We start from the raw sequence: 15,267 nt of genomic DNA, 5'->3' as shown, positions 1-15,267 counted from the left end.
GCCAGTTCCTATTCCACCCGCACTAGAACCGGCAGAGGTGGACAGTCGGTAACCGGCTATGTATCGGTTTCGGGAATGGTGAACAGAGAATGTGTGCGGTTGCTCACATTGCTCATCGTCTCGTTCATTTCTGCGCCGGCGCACCAAGCCCGATCGTGGCAGCCGCAAGGAGCAAGACGGCGGCCGAAATAACCAACGCGAGATGCAGGCCCTGCACGAGCGCGCCTTCGCCTGCAATGAGCGAGCCGAACAACGCGACGCCGAGCACGCTGCCGGTTTGCCGCGTGGCGTTCAGGACGCCGGCGGCGATGCCGGAGCGCGCCTTCTCGACACTGCCAAGCAAGGTCGAAGTCAGCGGCGGCACCAACAGGCCGAGCCCGCCGCTGATCGCGATCATCTGCGCGCAGATCGCCCAATAACTCGTCCCGGCTTCGATCCAGAGCAGGCCGAGGCAGCCGAGCGCCGACACGCCGGCGCCGACAACGATGGTCGGGCACGGGCCGATGCGCTCGGCCAGACGCGGCGCCAGCAAATTGACCGGCAGTACCGCGCCCATCATCGGCACAAAGGCGAGCCCGGTCCACCAAGCCGACAGGCCATTGATCCTCTGGAAGTACAGGCTAAGTACGAAGATCAGGCCGTAGATGGCGGTGTTGACGAGGAGGCCGACGATCGTGGTCAGGGTAAACAGTCGGTGACCGAACAAGGATAAGGGCAGCATCGGCTGCGCCGTGCGGCTCTCGCGCCAGACGAACAGCATGGCCAGGACGGCGGCCGCAGCGAAAGCCGAAAGCACGAGCGGATGCCCCCAGCCGAGCGCACCGCCCTCGATGATCGCGCCAGCGAGCGCGCCAAGCGCGCCGATCACCGCGAGTTGACCGGGCAAATCGATCTCGCGCGAGGGCGTGCGCGTGGTCTCAGCGGCATAGCGCCAGCTCAGCCAAAGGCCGGCGAGGCCGATCGGCAGATTGACCAGGAAGATAGCGCGCCACCCGACCAGCGTGATCAGGGCGCCACCGACGAATGGACCTGCTGTGAGCGCCAGGCTCGCGCCGGCGGCCCAGATCGCGACGGCGCGACCACGCTGCTTGTCGTCGGTATAGGCATGGCTCAGCAGCGCCAGCGAATTCGGCACCAGGATCGCGGCGGCCAATCCCTGCACCTGCCGCGCGCCGATCAGCACAACGGCGTTGGGCGACAACGCACAGGCGAGCGAGGCCGCGGTGAAGATGGCAAATCCCGCCATGAAGACGCGCTTGGCGCCGATGCGATCGCCGAGCGCGCCCGCCGTCAGGATGAAGGCGGCAAACGCAATGGTGTAGGCGCTGACCACCCATTGCAGCTCGGCAACTCCGCCGCCGAGCGTCTTGCCCATCGCATCGAGCGCGGTGTTGACGATGGTGACGTCGAGCTGCACCACGCCGTAGCCGAGGCTCATCGCGGCAAGTGTCAGAGAGGTTGCAAGGCGCGATGCGGCGGGTTGGGTGCCGTTCGCGTCGTCGAAGACTTCAAACTTGACGGTATTGGCTCGCATGCTGCCACCTCGATTGCAGCCCCATGCGATATATAGACTCCCCGCCTGCCATCATGCTTCGACAAAGACGGAAGTATGGATGTCGTCGGACAGCGAAAACGCCGCGCGTCGACCGCGCGGCGTTTCGTTAGTAGACGCTTGTGCTAGCTCGCAGCGCGCAGGTTGATCTTGCTCTCGGCCAGCGAAGTCAGCTTCTTGTCGGTCGCCTTTTCCTCCTCGAGCGTCTTGGCGAGCACGGCAGCGCAGTCGGTGCGGCCGAGCTGCTTGGCCCAGGCGATCAGGCTGCCGTAGCGCACGATCTCGTAATGCTCAGCCGCCTGCGCCGCATTGATCAGGGCTGCGTCGAGCACCGCCTTGTCGGCAACTTCGCCGACGGTCTCGTCAGCTTCCTCGATGATGCCGTCGATCGCCGGGCAGTCGACCGCCTTCACCTGAGTTCCGTGCATCTTGAACACTTCCTCGAGCCGCTTCACGTGCTGCTTGGTCTCCTCGAGGTGCGTCAAAAAGCCCTGCTTCAGCTGCGGATCGGTCGCCTTATCTGCCATTTTAGGCAGCGCCTTGGTGAGCTGCTGCTCGGCGTAATAGATGTCCTGCAGCTGATGCACGAACAAATCGTTCATGGTCTTGATGTCTTTTGTGAACAGTCCCATCGTTCCAATCCTCGGAGGTTTCGGGAACACGACGTCATCGGCTTGCATGAGAAGCCGCATGTTTCGATGTGTTCGATTGCTGATGGGTCGCTAACCTGCGCGCGACACTGTCGTTCCAAAAGAGACCTGCGTTCCAAAAGGATCCGCAACGTTTGCGCTGGAACAATGCTTGCCGCGTCAGGATTTGAAACCATGTCAACATATGGACGCGCGATCCCAGCCGGGCCCTCGACTCATATGCTTAACGCGTCTGCCATGTGAACCACGTATGACAGAGGCGGCTGCTCCAACGCAGAACCTATCTTTGTCAAGGGCTGCACAAGTTGCTGTTTTTGCATTAAATGAGCTAGATCATGCCTAGCGATCGGCGCCCACTCTTGGCGACGGTCGTGCCCGACCGGCCAGTGGCCCGATCGGGTCGGTCTTGCCCCCGCCGGGAGGATGAATGCACGGACTACTGCCCGCGCTGAAACGCGGCTTGAAGAGATGGATCGGCTGGCGACGGCTCGGAATTGCCGCGAGCGTGGTGATCATCGCCTTCGCGGTGACCACGCTGGTGCGGACCCTCAAGGGCATCGATACCGGCGTCATCCTGACCGCGTTGACCGAGATCCCCCGCGGCAACATCGGGCTGGCCGCGATCTGCGTGTTCTTCGCGTTCTGTACGCTGACGTTCTACGACTTTTTTGCACTGCGAACGATCGGCAAGAAGCACGTTCCCTACCGCATCGCAGCGCTGTCCAGCTTCACGTCCTATTCGATCGGCCACAACATCGGCGCCACCGTGTTCACCGGCGGCGCAATCCGCTTCCGGATCTATTCGGACTACGGGCTGAACGCGATCGACGTCGCAAAGATCTGCTTCCTCTCCGGCCTGACCTTCTGGCTTGGTAACATCTTCGTGCTGTCGATCGGCATGGTCATCCATCCGGATGCCGCCTCTTACATGGATCAGCTCCCGTCGTCGATCAACCGGCTGATCGCGTTCGGCGGCCTGGCCTCGATCGCCGCCTATCTGGTCTGGCTCTGCATGGGCGAGAAGCGCCGCGAGCTCGGCCAGAAGGGCTGGAAAGTGGTGTTGCCGTCGGCGCCGCTGACCTTGGTGCAGATCCTCATCGGCGTGGTCGATCTCGGCTTCTGCGCGCTGGCCATGTACCTTCTGGTGCCGGCCAATCCGCAGATCGACTTTATGTCGCTCGCCGTGGTGTTCATCCTGGCGACGCTCCTGGGCTTCGCCAGCCATGCCCCCGGCTCGCTTGGCGTGTTCGACGCCGCCATGCTGGTGGCGCTGCCCGAATTCGGCCGGGAGCAGTTGCTTGCGACGCTCTTGGTGTTCCGCATCCTCTATTTCGTGATCCCCTTCGGTCTCGCCATCTCCATCATGGGCGCGCGCGAGCTCTGGATGAACGTGGTCGAGCCTTGGCAGGAGCGGCGGCGGCTGGCGGAGGCCTGCGCGCAGGCCAATCTGCCCAAGCAGGTGACCGCGATGGAGCACGAGCGGTCGCTGCGACAGGCCAGTAAACGATAAGGCGGCCCGCGAACCCGTCAGACAAAGGTTGCGGGCTGAGGAGCAATGCTCTCTTATTTCCGCCTCAACTTTGCCGTTGAAGACGCGGACCATGATCGCTGTACCTCTTCGCACCCTCTCCGCTTGCATCCTGCTGTTTGCCGGGATCCTGACCGTCTCGCCGCTCCAGCGCGTCGCCGCGCAGGACGCCGGCGCCATGCAGATCAATTGGGAGGTGCGCAATCGCTTCCGGCTGTTCCGCGAGGAGCGCGATTTCCTGCTGCATGTCGAGAATGCGCGTAACCGCAGCATCCTTGCCGCCGAGCAGTCGCTGGAGCTCCAGAGTGAAGGCCGCGGCTGGGCGCGCAACATGGTCAACCGGCTCTGCATCGACCTCCAGGGCCGGGTCAACCAGCCCTGCACCCGCGACAACGTCAAAGAGAACTACATCACCCCGATCGACCACCCCGTCACCGTACGCCTGACCGGCGCGGTGCCAGTCGGCGCCACCTGTGCCTGGTCGTTCGACGACGGCGACGGGCCGCAAACCTCGACCTTCGACTGCGCCGAGCCGATCAATCTGCGCGTCCGCTACGGCAAGCAGACGGTCGCGAGCGTCGACGTTTCCTCCGGCTCCGATGCGACCCAGCGCGTCCAGACCGAGATCCAGGTGCGCGACATCTTCATCGCCGGCCTTGGCGACAGCATCGCTTCCGGCGAAGGCAATCCGGATCGGCCGCTGGCACTCTCCGACGAGGGTTTTTGCTTCCGCTCCTATCTCGGTACCGCCGGCGGGCAGTACTACCGGCCGAGCCGCGCCGGCTTCAAGGGCGGACGCGCCTGCGAGGCGCCGGATACGCTCGCGAACTGGCAGCACTACGGCGCGCTCTGGTTCAACTCGCCCTGCCACCGCTCGCTCTACAGCTACCAGGCCCGCACTGCGCTCGCGCTCGCCGTGCGCTACAGCCACATCGCGGTGACCTATCTGCCGCTCGCCTGCACCGGCGCCAGCATCAGCGACGGGCTGCTCGGCTCGCAGCGCGCTCGCGAATGCCCGCCCAGCAAGAACGGCACCTGCCAGACCAGCGTGAATGCGCAGGTGGCCGAACTGCGCGAAGCGCTCACCGAGGCGAAGAAGCGCCAGCCCGACCGCACGCTTGACCTCGTGCTGCTCTCGGTCGGCGCCAACGACATCTATTTCTCCGGCCTCGTTGCCGACGTCATCGTCGACACCGCGACCGAGCGCGCGCTGTTCCGCCGCTCCGGCGTGATGGCGAGCGTCGACGATTCCCGCGACGCGCTGGCGCGGGAGCTGCCGCGGAATTTCGTCAAGCTGCGCGAGGCGCTGAAGCCGCTGGTCGGCGGCGACCTCTCGCACGTGGTCTACGTCTCCTACGCGAATCCGGCGCTCGCGGATGGCGGCGTGCCCTGCCGTGGCGGCCGCGGCGGCTTCGACATCCATCCGGCTTTCAACGCCGACCCGCAGCGGCTCGCCCGCGTCTCGACCTTCGTCGACACTGAGTTTTTGCCGCAACTGAAGGGGCTCGCCACCTGCACGCGTGGCGCGCTGTGCCGCGATCCCGAAGCCGACCGCATGACATTTGTGGATTCGCATCAGGCCGCATTCGCCGATCACGGCTTCTGCGCCCATGCCGGTAACGATCCCGAATTCGACCGCACCTGCTTTGCCGAGAACGGCCAGAGTTTTAATCCGGATATCGTCGCCGCAGCGAGCCAGCCGTTGCTGTGCGGCCGCGGCGCCTCGGAATACCGTGCCTATTTGCCGCGCGCACGCTGGATCCGCGACGCCAATGACAGCTATTTCGCCGCGATGACCTATCCGCAAGGATTGCCGGCGGCGAGCCAGCCGACCGACATCCACGATGCGACCTGGGGCGTGCTCTCCGCCGTCTATGGCGGCGCCGTGCATCCCTCCGCCGAAGGTCACGCCGCGATGGCCGACGCCACGCTGCCCGCCGCAAGCTCCGTCCTCGGCCTCGACGCAGTGCCGCCGGGCGTCACGCGCGGACTATTGGCGCCGCTACTGCCGGGTGTGCAGCAATAGCGGGCCGTGCTGCATCCGGCGCTGGAACCTGAACACAACGCTCGCTGGAATTTGATGGCGCTGCCGTCATTTGTTTCAATTCCATTCAGTGCATATTCAGCCGATCCGGCCCACGATGGCGCCCGCGTCGTGGGTTACCAATCAATCCGGAACGATCGTGGATAGCAGAAGCGCATATCGTCGGTTGCGATGCTTCAATCTTGCGGTGCTCGTCGCCGCGACCACAGGCCTGACCGCAAACGCCTCCCGTGCCGACGATCTCAGCCCGCACGATCTCGCTTTGCTCGATCGGCTGACTTGGGGCGTCAGCGCCTCAAGTGCCACGCATCTGCACAGCATCGGTGCCGAACGCTGGCTCCAGGAGCAATTGCACCCGGCCGGCAATCCGGCGCTGCCCGACGTGGCAAAGGCGCAGATCGAAGCGATGCCAGACGTCCACAGTTTCCCGTTCGATATTGCGGTCGCCTTCGAGCAACAGTCCAAGAGCGCCAATCAGGTCACCGATCCCGAGCAGAAAAAGGCCGCTCAGCAGGTCTTTCAGCAGGCGATGAATGATCGCGCCAGGCAGGCTGCGGCGCGCACCATCCTGCGCGCGCTCTACGCGCCCGATCAATTGCGCGAGCGCATGGTCTGGTTCTGGTTCAATCATTTCAACGTCCACCAGTACAAATCGAACCTGCGCGTGCTGGTCGGCGACTACATCGATCACGCCATCCGCCCCTCCTCGCTCGGCAAATTCCACGACCTGCTCGCGGCGACCGTGCGTCATCCCGCGATGCTGCGCTATCTCGACAATGCCGACAATGCGGCGGGTCATCTCAACGAGAACTACGCCCGCGAGATCATGGAGCTGCACACCATGGGCGTCGGCTCCGGCTACACCCAGGCCGACGTCGAGTCGCTGGCAAAGATCCTCACCGGGGTCGGCATCGACACCAGGCCGGAAGACCCGAAGCTGAAGCCGGAATTGCAGTCCCAGCTCGTGCGCGAGGGCGCCTTTGAATTCAATCCGTCACGACACGACTACAGTGACAAGATTTTCCTCGGCCACACCATCAAGGGACGCGGGCTTGCCGAAGTCGACGAGGCCATCGACATCCTGGTCCACCATCCCGCGACCGCAAGCCATATCTCACGCAAGATCGCGACCTATTTCGTGGCGGACAATCCGCCGGAGGCGCTGGTGCAGCGGATGGCGCAGACGTTCAAAGCGACCGATGGGGATATCGCTTCCGTCCTGGCCACGATGATCCATTCGGGCGAATTCGAAGCCGCGCTGAAGCCGGGCACGCGCTTCAAGGATCCCGCGCAATACGTGCTGTCTGCGGTTCGCCTCGCCTATGACGACAAGGTGATCCTGAACACGGGACCGATCCAGGGCTGGTTCAATCGCCTCGGAGAAGGCCTGTTCAATCACGAGACGCCGGACGGCTACGCGCTGACATCGGCGTCGTGGAACGGCCCCGGACAGATGATGGTTCGCTTCGAGATCGCGCGGCAGATCGGATCGGGATCATCCGGCCTGTTCAAACCCGAGGGGCCGAACCCGGTCGAGCAGCCTGCGTTCCCACTGCTCCAGAATGCGCTCTACTTCAACGGCCTTCACCACACGCTCGGTCCGGCGACGCTGGCATCGCTCGACAAGGCCATTTCACCGCAGGACTGGAACACGCTGTTCCTGTCGTCACCGGAATTCATGCACTGACGGCAACGGAGATCGCCATGAACCGTCGCGAGCTGATCAAGACTTTTGCCGCACTCGCTCCGCTGACGGTCGCCGGTCGCGTCTGGGCCGCGCCCGCAACCGATGCCCGAATGCTGGTGGTCTTCTTGCGCGGTGCCTATGACGCGGCGAATGTCGTCGTCCCAGTCTCGAGCGAGTTCTACCATGCGTCGCGGCCGACGCTCGCGATCTCCAAGCCCGATGTCGGCAATCCAAACGCGGCCCTCGCGCTCGACGCCGATTGGGGACTGCATCCCGCCTTGCGTGACAGCATCTATCCGCTCTGGGCCAAGCGCGAGATCGCCTTCATCCCGTTCGCCGGCACCAGCGACGACCTGACCCGGAGCCATTTCGAGACCCAGGACACGATCGAGCTCGGTCAGTCGGCCTCCGGCTCGCGCGACTATCGCTCCGGCTTCATGAGCCGGCTCGCCACCGAGCTGACCCGCGTCAAGCCGATCGCATTCACCGACCAGCTGCCTGCCGCTGATCTTCCGCGGCAAATCGCAAGTGCCGAACACCAGCATCAACAATGTCGCCAAGCCCGGCGTTGACGACCGTCAGGCCGAATTGATCAAGCAGATGTACGCCCAGTCCAACCTTGCATCGTCGGTGTCGGAGGGATTTCGGGTACGCGACGACGTCTACCGCTCGGTCTCCGAGGAGATGAATGCCGCCAACCGCGGCGCGGTGTCACCGCGCGGCTTCGAATTGTCGGCGCGGCGGATCGGCCGGCTGATGCGCGAGCAGTTCAACCTCGGCTTCGTCGACGTCGGCGGCTGGGACACGCATGTCAACCAGAGCTCAGCCAACGGCTATCTCGCCGACCGGCTCGGTGAGCTCGGTCGCGCCCTTGTCGGCTTCTCCGAGGAAGTCGGGCCGGCCGCGTGGCGCGATACGGTGGTGGTCGTGATCTCCGAATTCGGCCGCACCTTCCGCGAGAACGGCGACCGGGGCACCGATCATGGCCATGGCAGCGTCTATTGGGTGCTCGGCGGCGGCATCAATGGCGGCCGCATTCTCGGCGAGCAGGTCAAGGTCGAGCAGCCGCATCTGTTCCAGAACCGCGACTATCCCGTGCTGACCGATTACCGCGCGCTGTTCGCCGATCTGTTCGGCCACGTTTTCGGATTGGGCAACGAGAGCCTCCAGCGCATTTTCACCGGCGTTCGCCCGACCAATCTGACGCTGGTCTAGCCGGCCTCCCGTCTGCGTCGCCCGCGACCCGGCGTTCCATCAATTCAAAAACGGTATCAATCGATACCCCCTTCAACTTGGACACTTTCCTGCGCACGCCTCTAGGAGTCATCGTGAGGAAACATTTCAAGTTCAAGGAGGCGCCTGATGAGCGCAGTTGTGTCCGCAACGGACGTGAAGAGGTCTCGCGTCAGGCTGTTCATCGTGACCATGCTGTTCCTGGTCACGACGGTCAATTACGCCGACCGCGCCACGCTCTCGATCGCGGGCCCCGCGCTCTCCAAGGAACTCCATCTCGATCCCGTCGCCATGGGCTACATCTTCTCGGCCTTCGGCTGGTCCTATGTGATCGCGCAGGTGCCGGGCGGCTGGCTGCTCGACCGCTACGGCTCGCGTCTCGTTTATGCCTTCTCCATCATCGTCTGGTCGCTGTTCACAACGATGCAGGGCTGGGTCGGCTTCTTCAGCGCCGGCACCGCGATCACCGTGCTGTTCGGCCTGCGCTTCCTGGTCGGCATTGCCGAAGCGCCCTCCTTCCCGGCCAATGCCCGCATCGTTGCGGCCTGGTTTCCCGGCAATGAGCGCGGCACCGCGTCGGCCTTCTTCAATTCCGGGCAGTATTTCTCGACCGTGATCTTCGCGCCGCTGATGGGCTGGATCGCCCATGATTACGGCTGGCGCTACGTGTTCTTCGTGATGGGCGCACTCGGCATCATCATGGGCCTGGTCTGGATCAAGACCATCTACGGCCCGAAGGAGCATCCCGGCGTCAACGAGGCCGAATTCGACTACATCAAAGAAGGCGGCGCGCTGGTCGATCTCGACGCGCCCAAAGACGATCTGAAGCACGAGCGTGCGCCGGACTCTGGCCCGAGATGGGATCATATCCGCCAACTGCTCTCCAACCGCATGATGATCGGCGTCTATCTCGGCCAGTACTGCATCAATACGCTGACCTATTTCTTCCTGACCTGGTTCCCGGTCTACCTGGTCAAGGAGCGCGGCCTGTCGATCCTGCAAGCCGGCTTCGTCGCGACACTGCCTGCGCTGTGCGGCTTCATCGGTGGCGTCCTCGGCGGCGTCATTTCCGACGCCATCCTGCGCAAGACGGGGTCGCTGACCATGGCACGCAAGATCCCGATCGTCGGCGGAATGCTGCTGTCGATGTCGATCATCGCCTGCAACTATGTCGACGGCCAGGCGCTCGTGGTCGGCTTCATGGCGCTCGCCTTCTTCGGCAAGGGCATCGGCGCGCTCGGCTGGGCGGTCGTCTCCGACACCTCCCCCAAGGAAGCCGGCGGCGTCTCCGGCGGCCTGTTCAACACCTTCGGCAACATCTCCTCGATCACCACCCCGATCGTGATCGGCTACATCCTGGCGGCGACCGGCTCCTTCAACGGTGCCCTGGTGTTCGTCGGCGCCAACGCGCTGGTGGCCGCGTTCGCCTATCTCGTGATCGTCGGCAAGATCGAACGGGTGGTGCTCAAACGTTCCTCCTGAGCGCTCCGAGTGATCGGAGTGGGACAGGCAACTCAACGGCGGCTCAAAAAGCCGCCGTCTTTGTTTCGGGGATGATCGATGCTAGAAGTGCCGGGGAAACGCCTTATCCATCTAAGGCATGTATCGATGTTCGACCTCAACCAGCTCCGCTGTTTCGTCACGGTGGCCGAAGAACTGCACTTCGGCCGTGCCGCGACGCGGCTGAACATGACCCAGCCGCCACTGTCGCGGCAGATCCAGGTGCTCGAGCACATCATCGATGCGCCGCTTCTGGAGCGCACCAGCCGCTCAGTGCGCCTGACGCCGGCCGGACGCAGCTTCCTGCCGGAGGCGCGGCGCATCCTGAAGCTCGCCGAGAGCGCCTCGCAGGTCGCCCGGCGCATCGCGCTTGGCAAGACCGGCTCGGTCAAGATCGGCTTCACGGCTGCCGCGGCCTATGGCTTCCTCCCGGAGCTCGTCGCCGCCTGCCGCGCCAAACTGCCCGAGGTCGATTTCTCGCTGAAGGAGATGGTGTCGGGTGACCAGTTCGAGGCGCTGACCTCGGGCCAGATCGACGCCGGCCTGTTGCGGCCGCCGATCGCGCGGCCGGAGCTTGCCAGCCGCCGCGTCGTCGCCGAGCCCCTGCTCGCCGCGATCCCGAAAAAGCATCCGCTGGCGAATGCCGAAAGCATCACCATCAAGGATTTCGACGGCCAGCCCTTCGTGATGTATTCGCCCTATGAGAGCCGCTACTTCCACGATCTGCTGGTGGCGCTGTTCACCCGCGCCGACATCTTGCCGCGCTACGTGCAGCATTTGAGCCAGATCCACTCGATCCTCGCCATGGTGCGCGCCGGCCTTGGCCTTGCCATCGTGCCGGCCGCAGCCGCGGGGCTGAAAATCTCCGACGTGCGGCTGCGCCCGCTGAAGCTGCGCAACCGCGTGCCGGTCGAATTGTTCATGGTCTGGCGCCGTGACGACGAGAATCCGCTGCTGTCCGCCCTGGTCAAAATCGCCAGCGAATTGTCCTCGGCGGAGGTGCTGGAGGATTGATGCTGATTCCGCATCAGTCGATATAGGCTTTGGCTTGGACGCGCATCGAACGGTTGCCTAAACAGCAGCGCATGGACGCGCGCCCGAGTTGCGTCCCCGACAACACGAGAGAAGGGAGCAGCGCCCATGAGCAAGATGACCCCGCAGGAAATGGCCCAGAAGATCGGTTCCGGCCTCCTGTCCTTCCCCGTCACGCCCTTCAAGGCTGACTATTCCTTCGACGAGGCGACCTACCGCGCCAATATGGATTGGCTGTGCGGCTATGACGTCGCCGGCCTGTTCGCCGCCGGCGGCACCGGCGAGTTCTTCTCGCTGACCCCGACCGAAGTTCCGCATGTCGTCAAGATCGCCGTCGACGAGACCAAGGGCCGCGTGCCCGTGCTCGCCGGCACCGGCTACGGCACCGCGATTGCGCGCGAGATCGCGATCGGCGCGGAAAAGGCCGGCGCCGACGGCCTGCTGCTGCTGCCGCCCTATCTGACCCATTCCGAACAGGACGGCCTCGCCGCCCACATCGAGGCGGTCTGCGCCTCCGTGAAGATCGGCGTCATCGTCTACAACCGCGACAACGCCATCCTCCAGCCCGATACGCTGGCCCGCCTTGCCGAGCGCTGCCCGAACCTTGTCGGCTACAAGGACGGCATCGGCGATATCGAGCTGATGACACGCGTCTACACCAAGCTCGGCGATCGCCTGACCTATATCGGCGGCCTGCCGACGGCCGAGACTTTCGCGCTGCCCTATCTCGACATGGGCGTGACGACCTATTCGTCGGCCGTGTTCAACTTCGTGCCGGAATTTGCCACCAATTTCTACGCCGCCGTGCGCAAGCGCGACCATGCGACCATTCACGCCGGGCTGAAGGATTTCATCCTGCCGCTGATCGCGATCCGCAACCGCAAGAAGGGCTACGCGGTCTCGATCATCAAGGCCGGCATGAAGGTGATCGGCCGCGACTCCGGTCCGGTCCGCCCGCCGCTGACCGATCTCACCGAGCAGGAGATCGCGGAAGTGGCCGCGCTGGTGCAAAAGCTGCCTGCCATCCGATCGTCACAACAGGCTGCAGAATAACAGACAACAACAGGGAGGAGCGTGCGATGGCCCAGACTGAGGTCTCTGGCGCACCAATCGTCACATCGATGCAGGTGATCCCGGTCGCCGGCCGTGACGGCATGCTCCTCAATTTGAGCGGCGCGCACGCGCCGTTCTTCACCCGCAACATCGTCATCCTCACCGACAATGCCGGTCACACCGGCGTCGGCGAGGTGCCGGGCGGACAGAAGATCTGGCAGACGCTCCAGGATGCGCGCGATCTCGTGATCGGCAAGACCGTCGGCGCGATGAACAACATCCTCGCCGACATCCGCGCCGCCTTCGCCGACCGCGATGCCGGCGGCCGCGGCAAGCAGACCTTTGACCTCCGCGTCATGATCCACGCCGTCACGGCCGTGGAGTCCGCGCTGCTCGATTTGCTCGGCCAGCATCTCGACCTGCCCGTCGCGGCCTTGCTCGGCGAAGGCCAGCAGCGCAAGAGCGTCGAGACGCTCGGCTACCTCTTCTTCGTCGGCGATCGCCGTAAGTCCAAGCTCAGCTACGTCAACGGCGAGACCGGCAAGCCCGAATGGTTCAACCTCCGTCACCAGGAGGCGATGACGCCGGAGACGGTGGTGCGGCTCGCGGAGGCCACCCACGATCATTACGGCTTCGCCGATTTCAAGCTGAAGGGCGGCGTGCTCCGCGGCGAGCAGGAGATCGAGGCCGTCACCGCGATCGCAAAACGCTTTCCCAACGCGCGCGTCACGCTCGACCCCAACGGCGCATGGTCGTTGGACGAGGCGATCGGGCTCTGCAAGAACATGCATGGCATCCTCGCCTATGCCGAGGACCCCTGCGGCGCCGAGGCCGGCTTCTCCGGCCGTGAGATCATGGCCGAGTTCCGCCGCGCCACGGGGCTGCCGACCGCGACCAACATGATCGCCACCGACTGGCGCCAGCTTTCGCACGCACTGCGCCTCGGCGCGGTGGACATTCCGCTGGCCGATCCCCACTTCTGGACCATGCAAGGCTCAGTGCGCGTCGCCCAGACCTGCCGTGACAACGGCCTGACCTGGGGCTCGCACTCCAACAACCATTTCGACATCTCGCTCGCCATGTTCACCCATGTCGGCGCCGCCGCCCCCGGCAAGGTCACCGCGATCGACACCCACTGGATCTGGCAGGATGGCCAGGCGCTGACCAAAGAGCCGCTCCAGATCAAGGGCGGCAAGATCGCCGTGCCGGACAAGCCCGGCCTCGGCATCGAAATCGACCGCGCGGCCATCGAAGCCGCGCATGAACTCTACAAGCAGCATGGACTCGGCGCCCGCGATGACGCTACAGCCATGCAGGACCTGATCCCCGGTTGGACCTTTGACGACAAGCGTCCCTGCCTCGTTCGGTAAGAAAATCAGGCATGATTCCGGAAAAGTGGGCACCGGTTTTCCGATAAGGATCATGCCCCTTAAATGACTTGGAGGACAACATGACTGCGATCCTGAAAAACTTCATCGGCGGCGAATGGGTCGACGGCTCCGGCGTCACCAAGAACATCAACCCCTCCAATACCAATGATCTGGTCGGCGAATACGCCAGGGCCGACAAGGCGCAGACCGAGAAGGCGATCGCCGCGGCCAAGGCCGCCTTCCCCGCCTGGGCGCACTCGACCCCGCAACAGCGCTATGACGCGCTGAACAAGATTTCGCTCGAAATCATCGCGCGCAAGGAGGAGCTCGGCCGCCTGCTCGCCCGCGAGGAAGGCAAGACGCTGCCGGAAGGCATCGGCGAGGTCGCCCGCGCGGGCCAGATCTTTGCGTTCTTCGCCGGCGAAGCGCTGCGCCTGATCGGCGAAAAGGGCGCTTCCGTGCGTCCCGGCCTCGACGTCGAGCTCACCCGCGAGCCGGTCGGCATCATCGGCATGATCACGCCGTGGAATTTCCCGATCGCGATTCCGGCCTGGAAGATCGCGCCCGCGCTCTGCTACGGCAACACGGTGGTGTTCAAGCCGGCCGAGCTGGTGCCAGGCTCCGCGCATGCGCTGTCCGAGATCATCACCCGCTCCGGCATCCCGGCTGGCGTGTTCAACCTCGTGATCGGCTCCGGCTCCGTGGTCGGCCAGACCCTGCTCGAGCATCCGGATGTCGCAGCCATCTCCTTCACCGGCTCGGTGCAGACCGGTCGCAAGATTGCGCAGGCCTGCGTGCTGTCGAACCCGATGAAGAAATTCCAGCTCGAGATGGGCGGCAAGAATCCGCTGGTCGTGCTCGACGACGCCGATCTCAAGACCGCCGTCGAGGTCGCCGTCAACGGCGCCTATTTCTCGACCGGCCAGCGCTGCACGGCCTCTTCCCGCCTGATCGTCACCGAAGGCATCCATGATCGCTTCGTTGCGGTCGTGGCTGAGCGCCTGAAGGGCCTCATAGTGGACGACGCGCTCAAGGCCGGCGTGCATATCGGCCCGGTCGTCGACCAGAGCCAGCTCGACCAGGATTTGCGTTATATCAAGGTCGGCCAGGACGAAGGCGCCAAGCTCGCCTGGGGCGGCGAGCTGCTCAAGCGCGAGACGCCCGGCCATTACCTCCAGCCGGCGCTGTTCACCGAGGCCAACAACAACATGCGCATCGCGCGTGAGGAGATTTTTGGACCCGTCGCCGCGGTGATCCGCGCCAAGAATTACGACGAGGCGCTGGCGATCTCCAACGACACCGAGTTCGGTCTCGCCTCCGGCATCTGCACCTCCAGCCTGAAATACGCCTCGCACTACAAGCGCAACAGCGAATCCGGCATGGTGATGGTCAATCTGCCGACCGCCGGCGTCGACTATCACGTGCCGTTCGGCGGCCGGAAAGGCTCGAGCTACGGCGCCCGCGAGCAGGGCTCCTATGCGCGCGAGTTCTACACCACGGTGAAGACTGCCTATACCTATCCCGGTTGATAGGCTGACGTTGTAGGGTGGGCAAAGCGAAGCGTGCCCACCGCTTGCGATCGATGTTGAAGCATGGTGGGCACGGCGCGTTGCGCCTT

Annotated in this window: 10 protein-coding genes and 1 pseudogene; 9 read left to right on the top strand and 2 right to left on the bottom strand. The window is 64.2% G+C overall.

Translation table 11 applies throughout. The features are described from left to right. Window positions 1–124: 124 nt before the first annotated feature. A complete protein-coding gene (locus UB31_RS28915) occupies window positions 125–1,534 on the bottom strand; it encodes an MFS transporter (protein ID WP_045013360.1) in 1,410 nt (469 codons plus the stop codon). A gap of 143 nt (window positions 1,535–1,677) precedes the next feature. Beyond that, window positions 1,678–2,184, bottom strand: a complete 507-nt coding sequence (locus tag UB31_RS28910) for a YciE/YciF ferroxidase family protein (RefSeq protein ID WP_045013513.1) — start codon at window positions 2,182–2,184, stop codon at window positions 1,678–1,680. Window positions 2,185–2,629: 445 nt separating this feature from the next. Between UB31_RS28910 and UB31_RS28905 the strand changes: the two genes are divergently transcribed. The 9 genes and pseudogenes from UB31_RS28905 (at window position 2,630) to UB31_RS28865 (ending at window position 15,178) form a co-directional block, all read left to right on the top strand. Continuing rightward, the gene (locus UB31_RS28905) at window positions 2,630–3,712 is read left to right on the top strand and encodes a lysylphosphatidylglycerol synthase transmembrane domain-containing protein (RefSeq protein WP_045013359.1); all 1,083 of its coding nucleotides are present in this window, start codon (window positions 2,630–2,632) and stop codon (window positions 3,710–3,712) included. 91 nt (window positions 3,713–3,803) lie between these two features. Then, entirely contained in the window at window positions 3,804–5,756 is a 1,953-nt protein-coding gene (locus tag UB31_RS28900; RefSeq protein WP_045013512.1) for an SGNH/GDSL hydrolase family protein, read from the top strand. Between the two features lie 157 nt (window positions 5,757–5,913). Beyond that, on the top strand, window positions 5,914–7,461 hold the full coding sequence (locus tag UB31_RS28895) for a DUF1800 domain-containing protein (RefSeq protein WP_502691290.1): 1,548 nt from the start codon (window positions 5,914–5,916) through the stop codon (window positions 7,459–7,461). A gap of 17 nt (window positions 7,462–7,478) precedes the next feature. Continuing rightward, window positions 7,479–8,676: pseudogene (locus tag UB31_RS28890) on the top strand (DUF1501 domain-containing protein). 147 nt (window positions 8,677–8,823) lie between these two features. Beyond that, window positions 8,824–10,176 (top strand): MFS transporter, encoded by a 1,353-nt coding sequence (locus UB31_RS28885; RefSeq protein WP_045013357.1) that lies wholly within the window; start codon window positions 8,824–8,826, stop codon window positions 10,174–10,176. A 126-nt stretch (window positions 10,177–10,302) separates the two neighbouring features. Beyond that, on the top strand, window positions 10,303–11,208 hold the full coding sequence (locus UB31_RS28880) for a LysR family transcriptional regulator (RefSeq protein WP_045008712.1): 906 nt from the start codon (window positions 10,303–10,305) through the stop codon (window positions 11,206–11,208). 126 nt (window positions 11,209–11,334) lie between these two features. Continuing rightward, complete coding sequence (gene kdgD / locus UB31_RS28875; protein ID WP_045013356.1) at window positions 11,335–12,279, top strand: 5-dehydro-4-deoxyglucarate dehydratase; 945 nt, start codon at window positions 11,335–11,337, stop codon at window positions 12,277–12,279. A gap of 26 nt (window positions 12,280–12,305) precedes the next feature. Then, on the top strand, window positions 12,306–13,649 hold the full coding sequence (gene gudD / locus UB31_RS28870) for a glucarate dehydratase (RefSeq protein WP_045013355.1): 1,344 nt from the start codon (window positions 12,306–12,308) through the stop codon (window positions 13,647–13,649). An 80-nt stretch (window positions 13,650–13,729) separates the two neighbouring features. Next, window positions 13,730–15,178: an aldehyde dehydrogenase family protein gene (locus UB31_RS28865; protein ID WP_045013511.1), complete on the top strand. Its 1,449-nt coding sequence runs from the start codon at window positions 13,730–13,732 to the stop codon at window positions 15,176–15,178. Window positions 15,179–15,267: the final 89 nt, after the last annotated feature.

The sequence above is a fragment of the Bradyrhizobium sp. LTSP849 genome (assembly GCF_000938255.1).
Taxonomy (GTDB): domain Bacteria; phylum Pseudomonadota; class Alphaproteobacteria; order Rhizobiales; family Xanthobacteraceae; genus Bradyrhizobium.
Note: the sequence above shows the minus strand (reverse complement) of the source record. Positions and strands in the feature narration are given on the sequence as shown.

What these genes read in the sequence shown, in the direction of transcription:
- UB31_RS28915 (WP_045013360.1), bottom strand. Translation starts at nt 1,534, where the DNA reads ATGCGAGCCAATACCGTCAAGTTTGAAGTCTTCGACGACGCGAACGGC.
- UB31_RS28910 (WP_045013513.1), bottom strand. Translation starts at nt 2,184, where the DNA reads ATGGGACTGTTCACAAAAGACATCAAGACCATGAACGATTTGTTCGTG.
- UB31_RS28905 (WP_045013359.1), top strand. Translation starts at nt 2,630, where the DNA reads ATGCACGGACTACTGCCCGCGCTGAAACGCGGCTTGAAGAGATGGATC.
- UB31_RS28900 (WP_045013512.1), top strand. Translation starts at nt 3,804, where the DNA reads ATGATCGCTGTACCTCTTCGCACCCTCTCCGCTTGCATCCTGCTGTTT.
- UB31_RS28885 (WP_045013357.1), top strand. Translation starts at nt 8,824, where the DNA reads ATGAGCGCAGTTGTGTCCGCAACGGACGTGAAGAGGTCTCGCGTCAGG.
- UB31_RS28880 (WP_045008712.1), top strand. Translation starts at nt 10,303, where the DNA reads ATGTTCGACCTCAACCAGCTCCGCTGTTTCGTCACGGTGGCCGAAGAA.
- kdgD (WP_045013356.1), top strand. Translation starts at nt 11,335, where the DNA reads ATGAGCAAGATGACCCCGCAGGAAATGGCCCAGAAGATCGGTTCCGGC.
- gudD (WP_045013355.1), top strand. Translation starts at nt 12,306, where the DNA reads ATGGCCCAGACTGAGGTCTCTGGCGCACCAATCGTCACATCGATGCAG.
- UB31_RS28865 (WP_045013511.1), top strand. Translation starts at nt 13,730, where the DNA reads ATGACTGCGATCCTGAAAAACTTCATCGGCGGCGAATGGGTCGACGGC.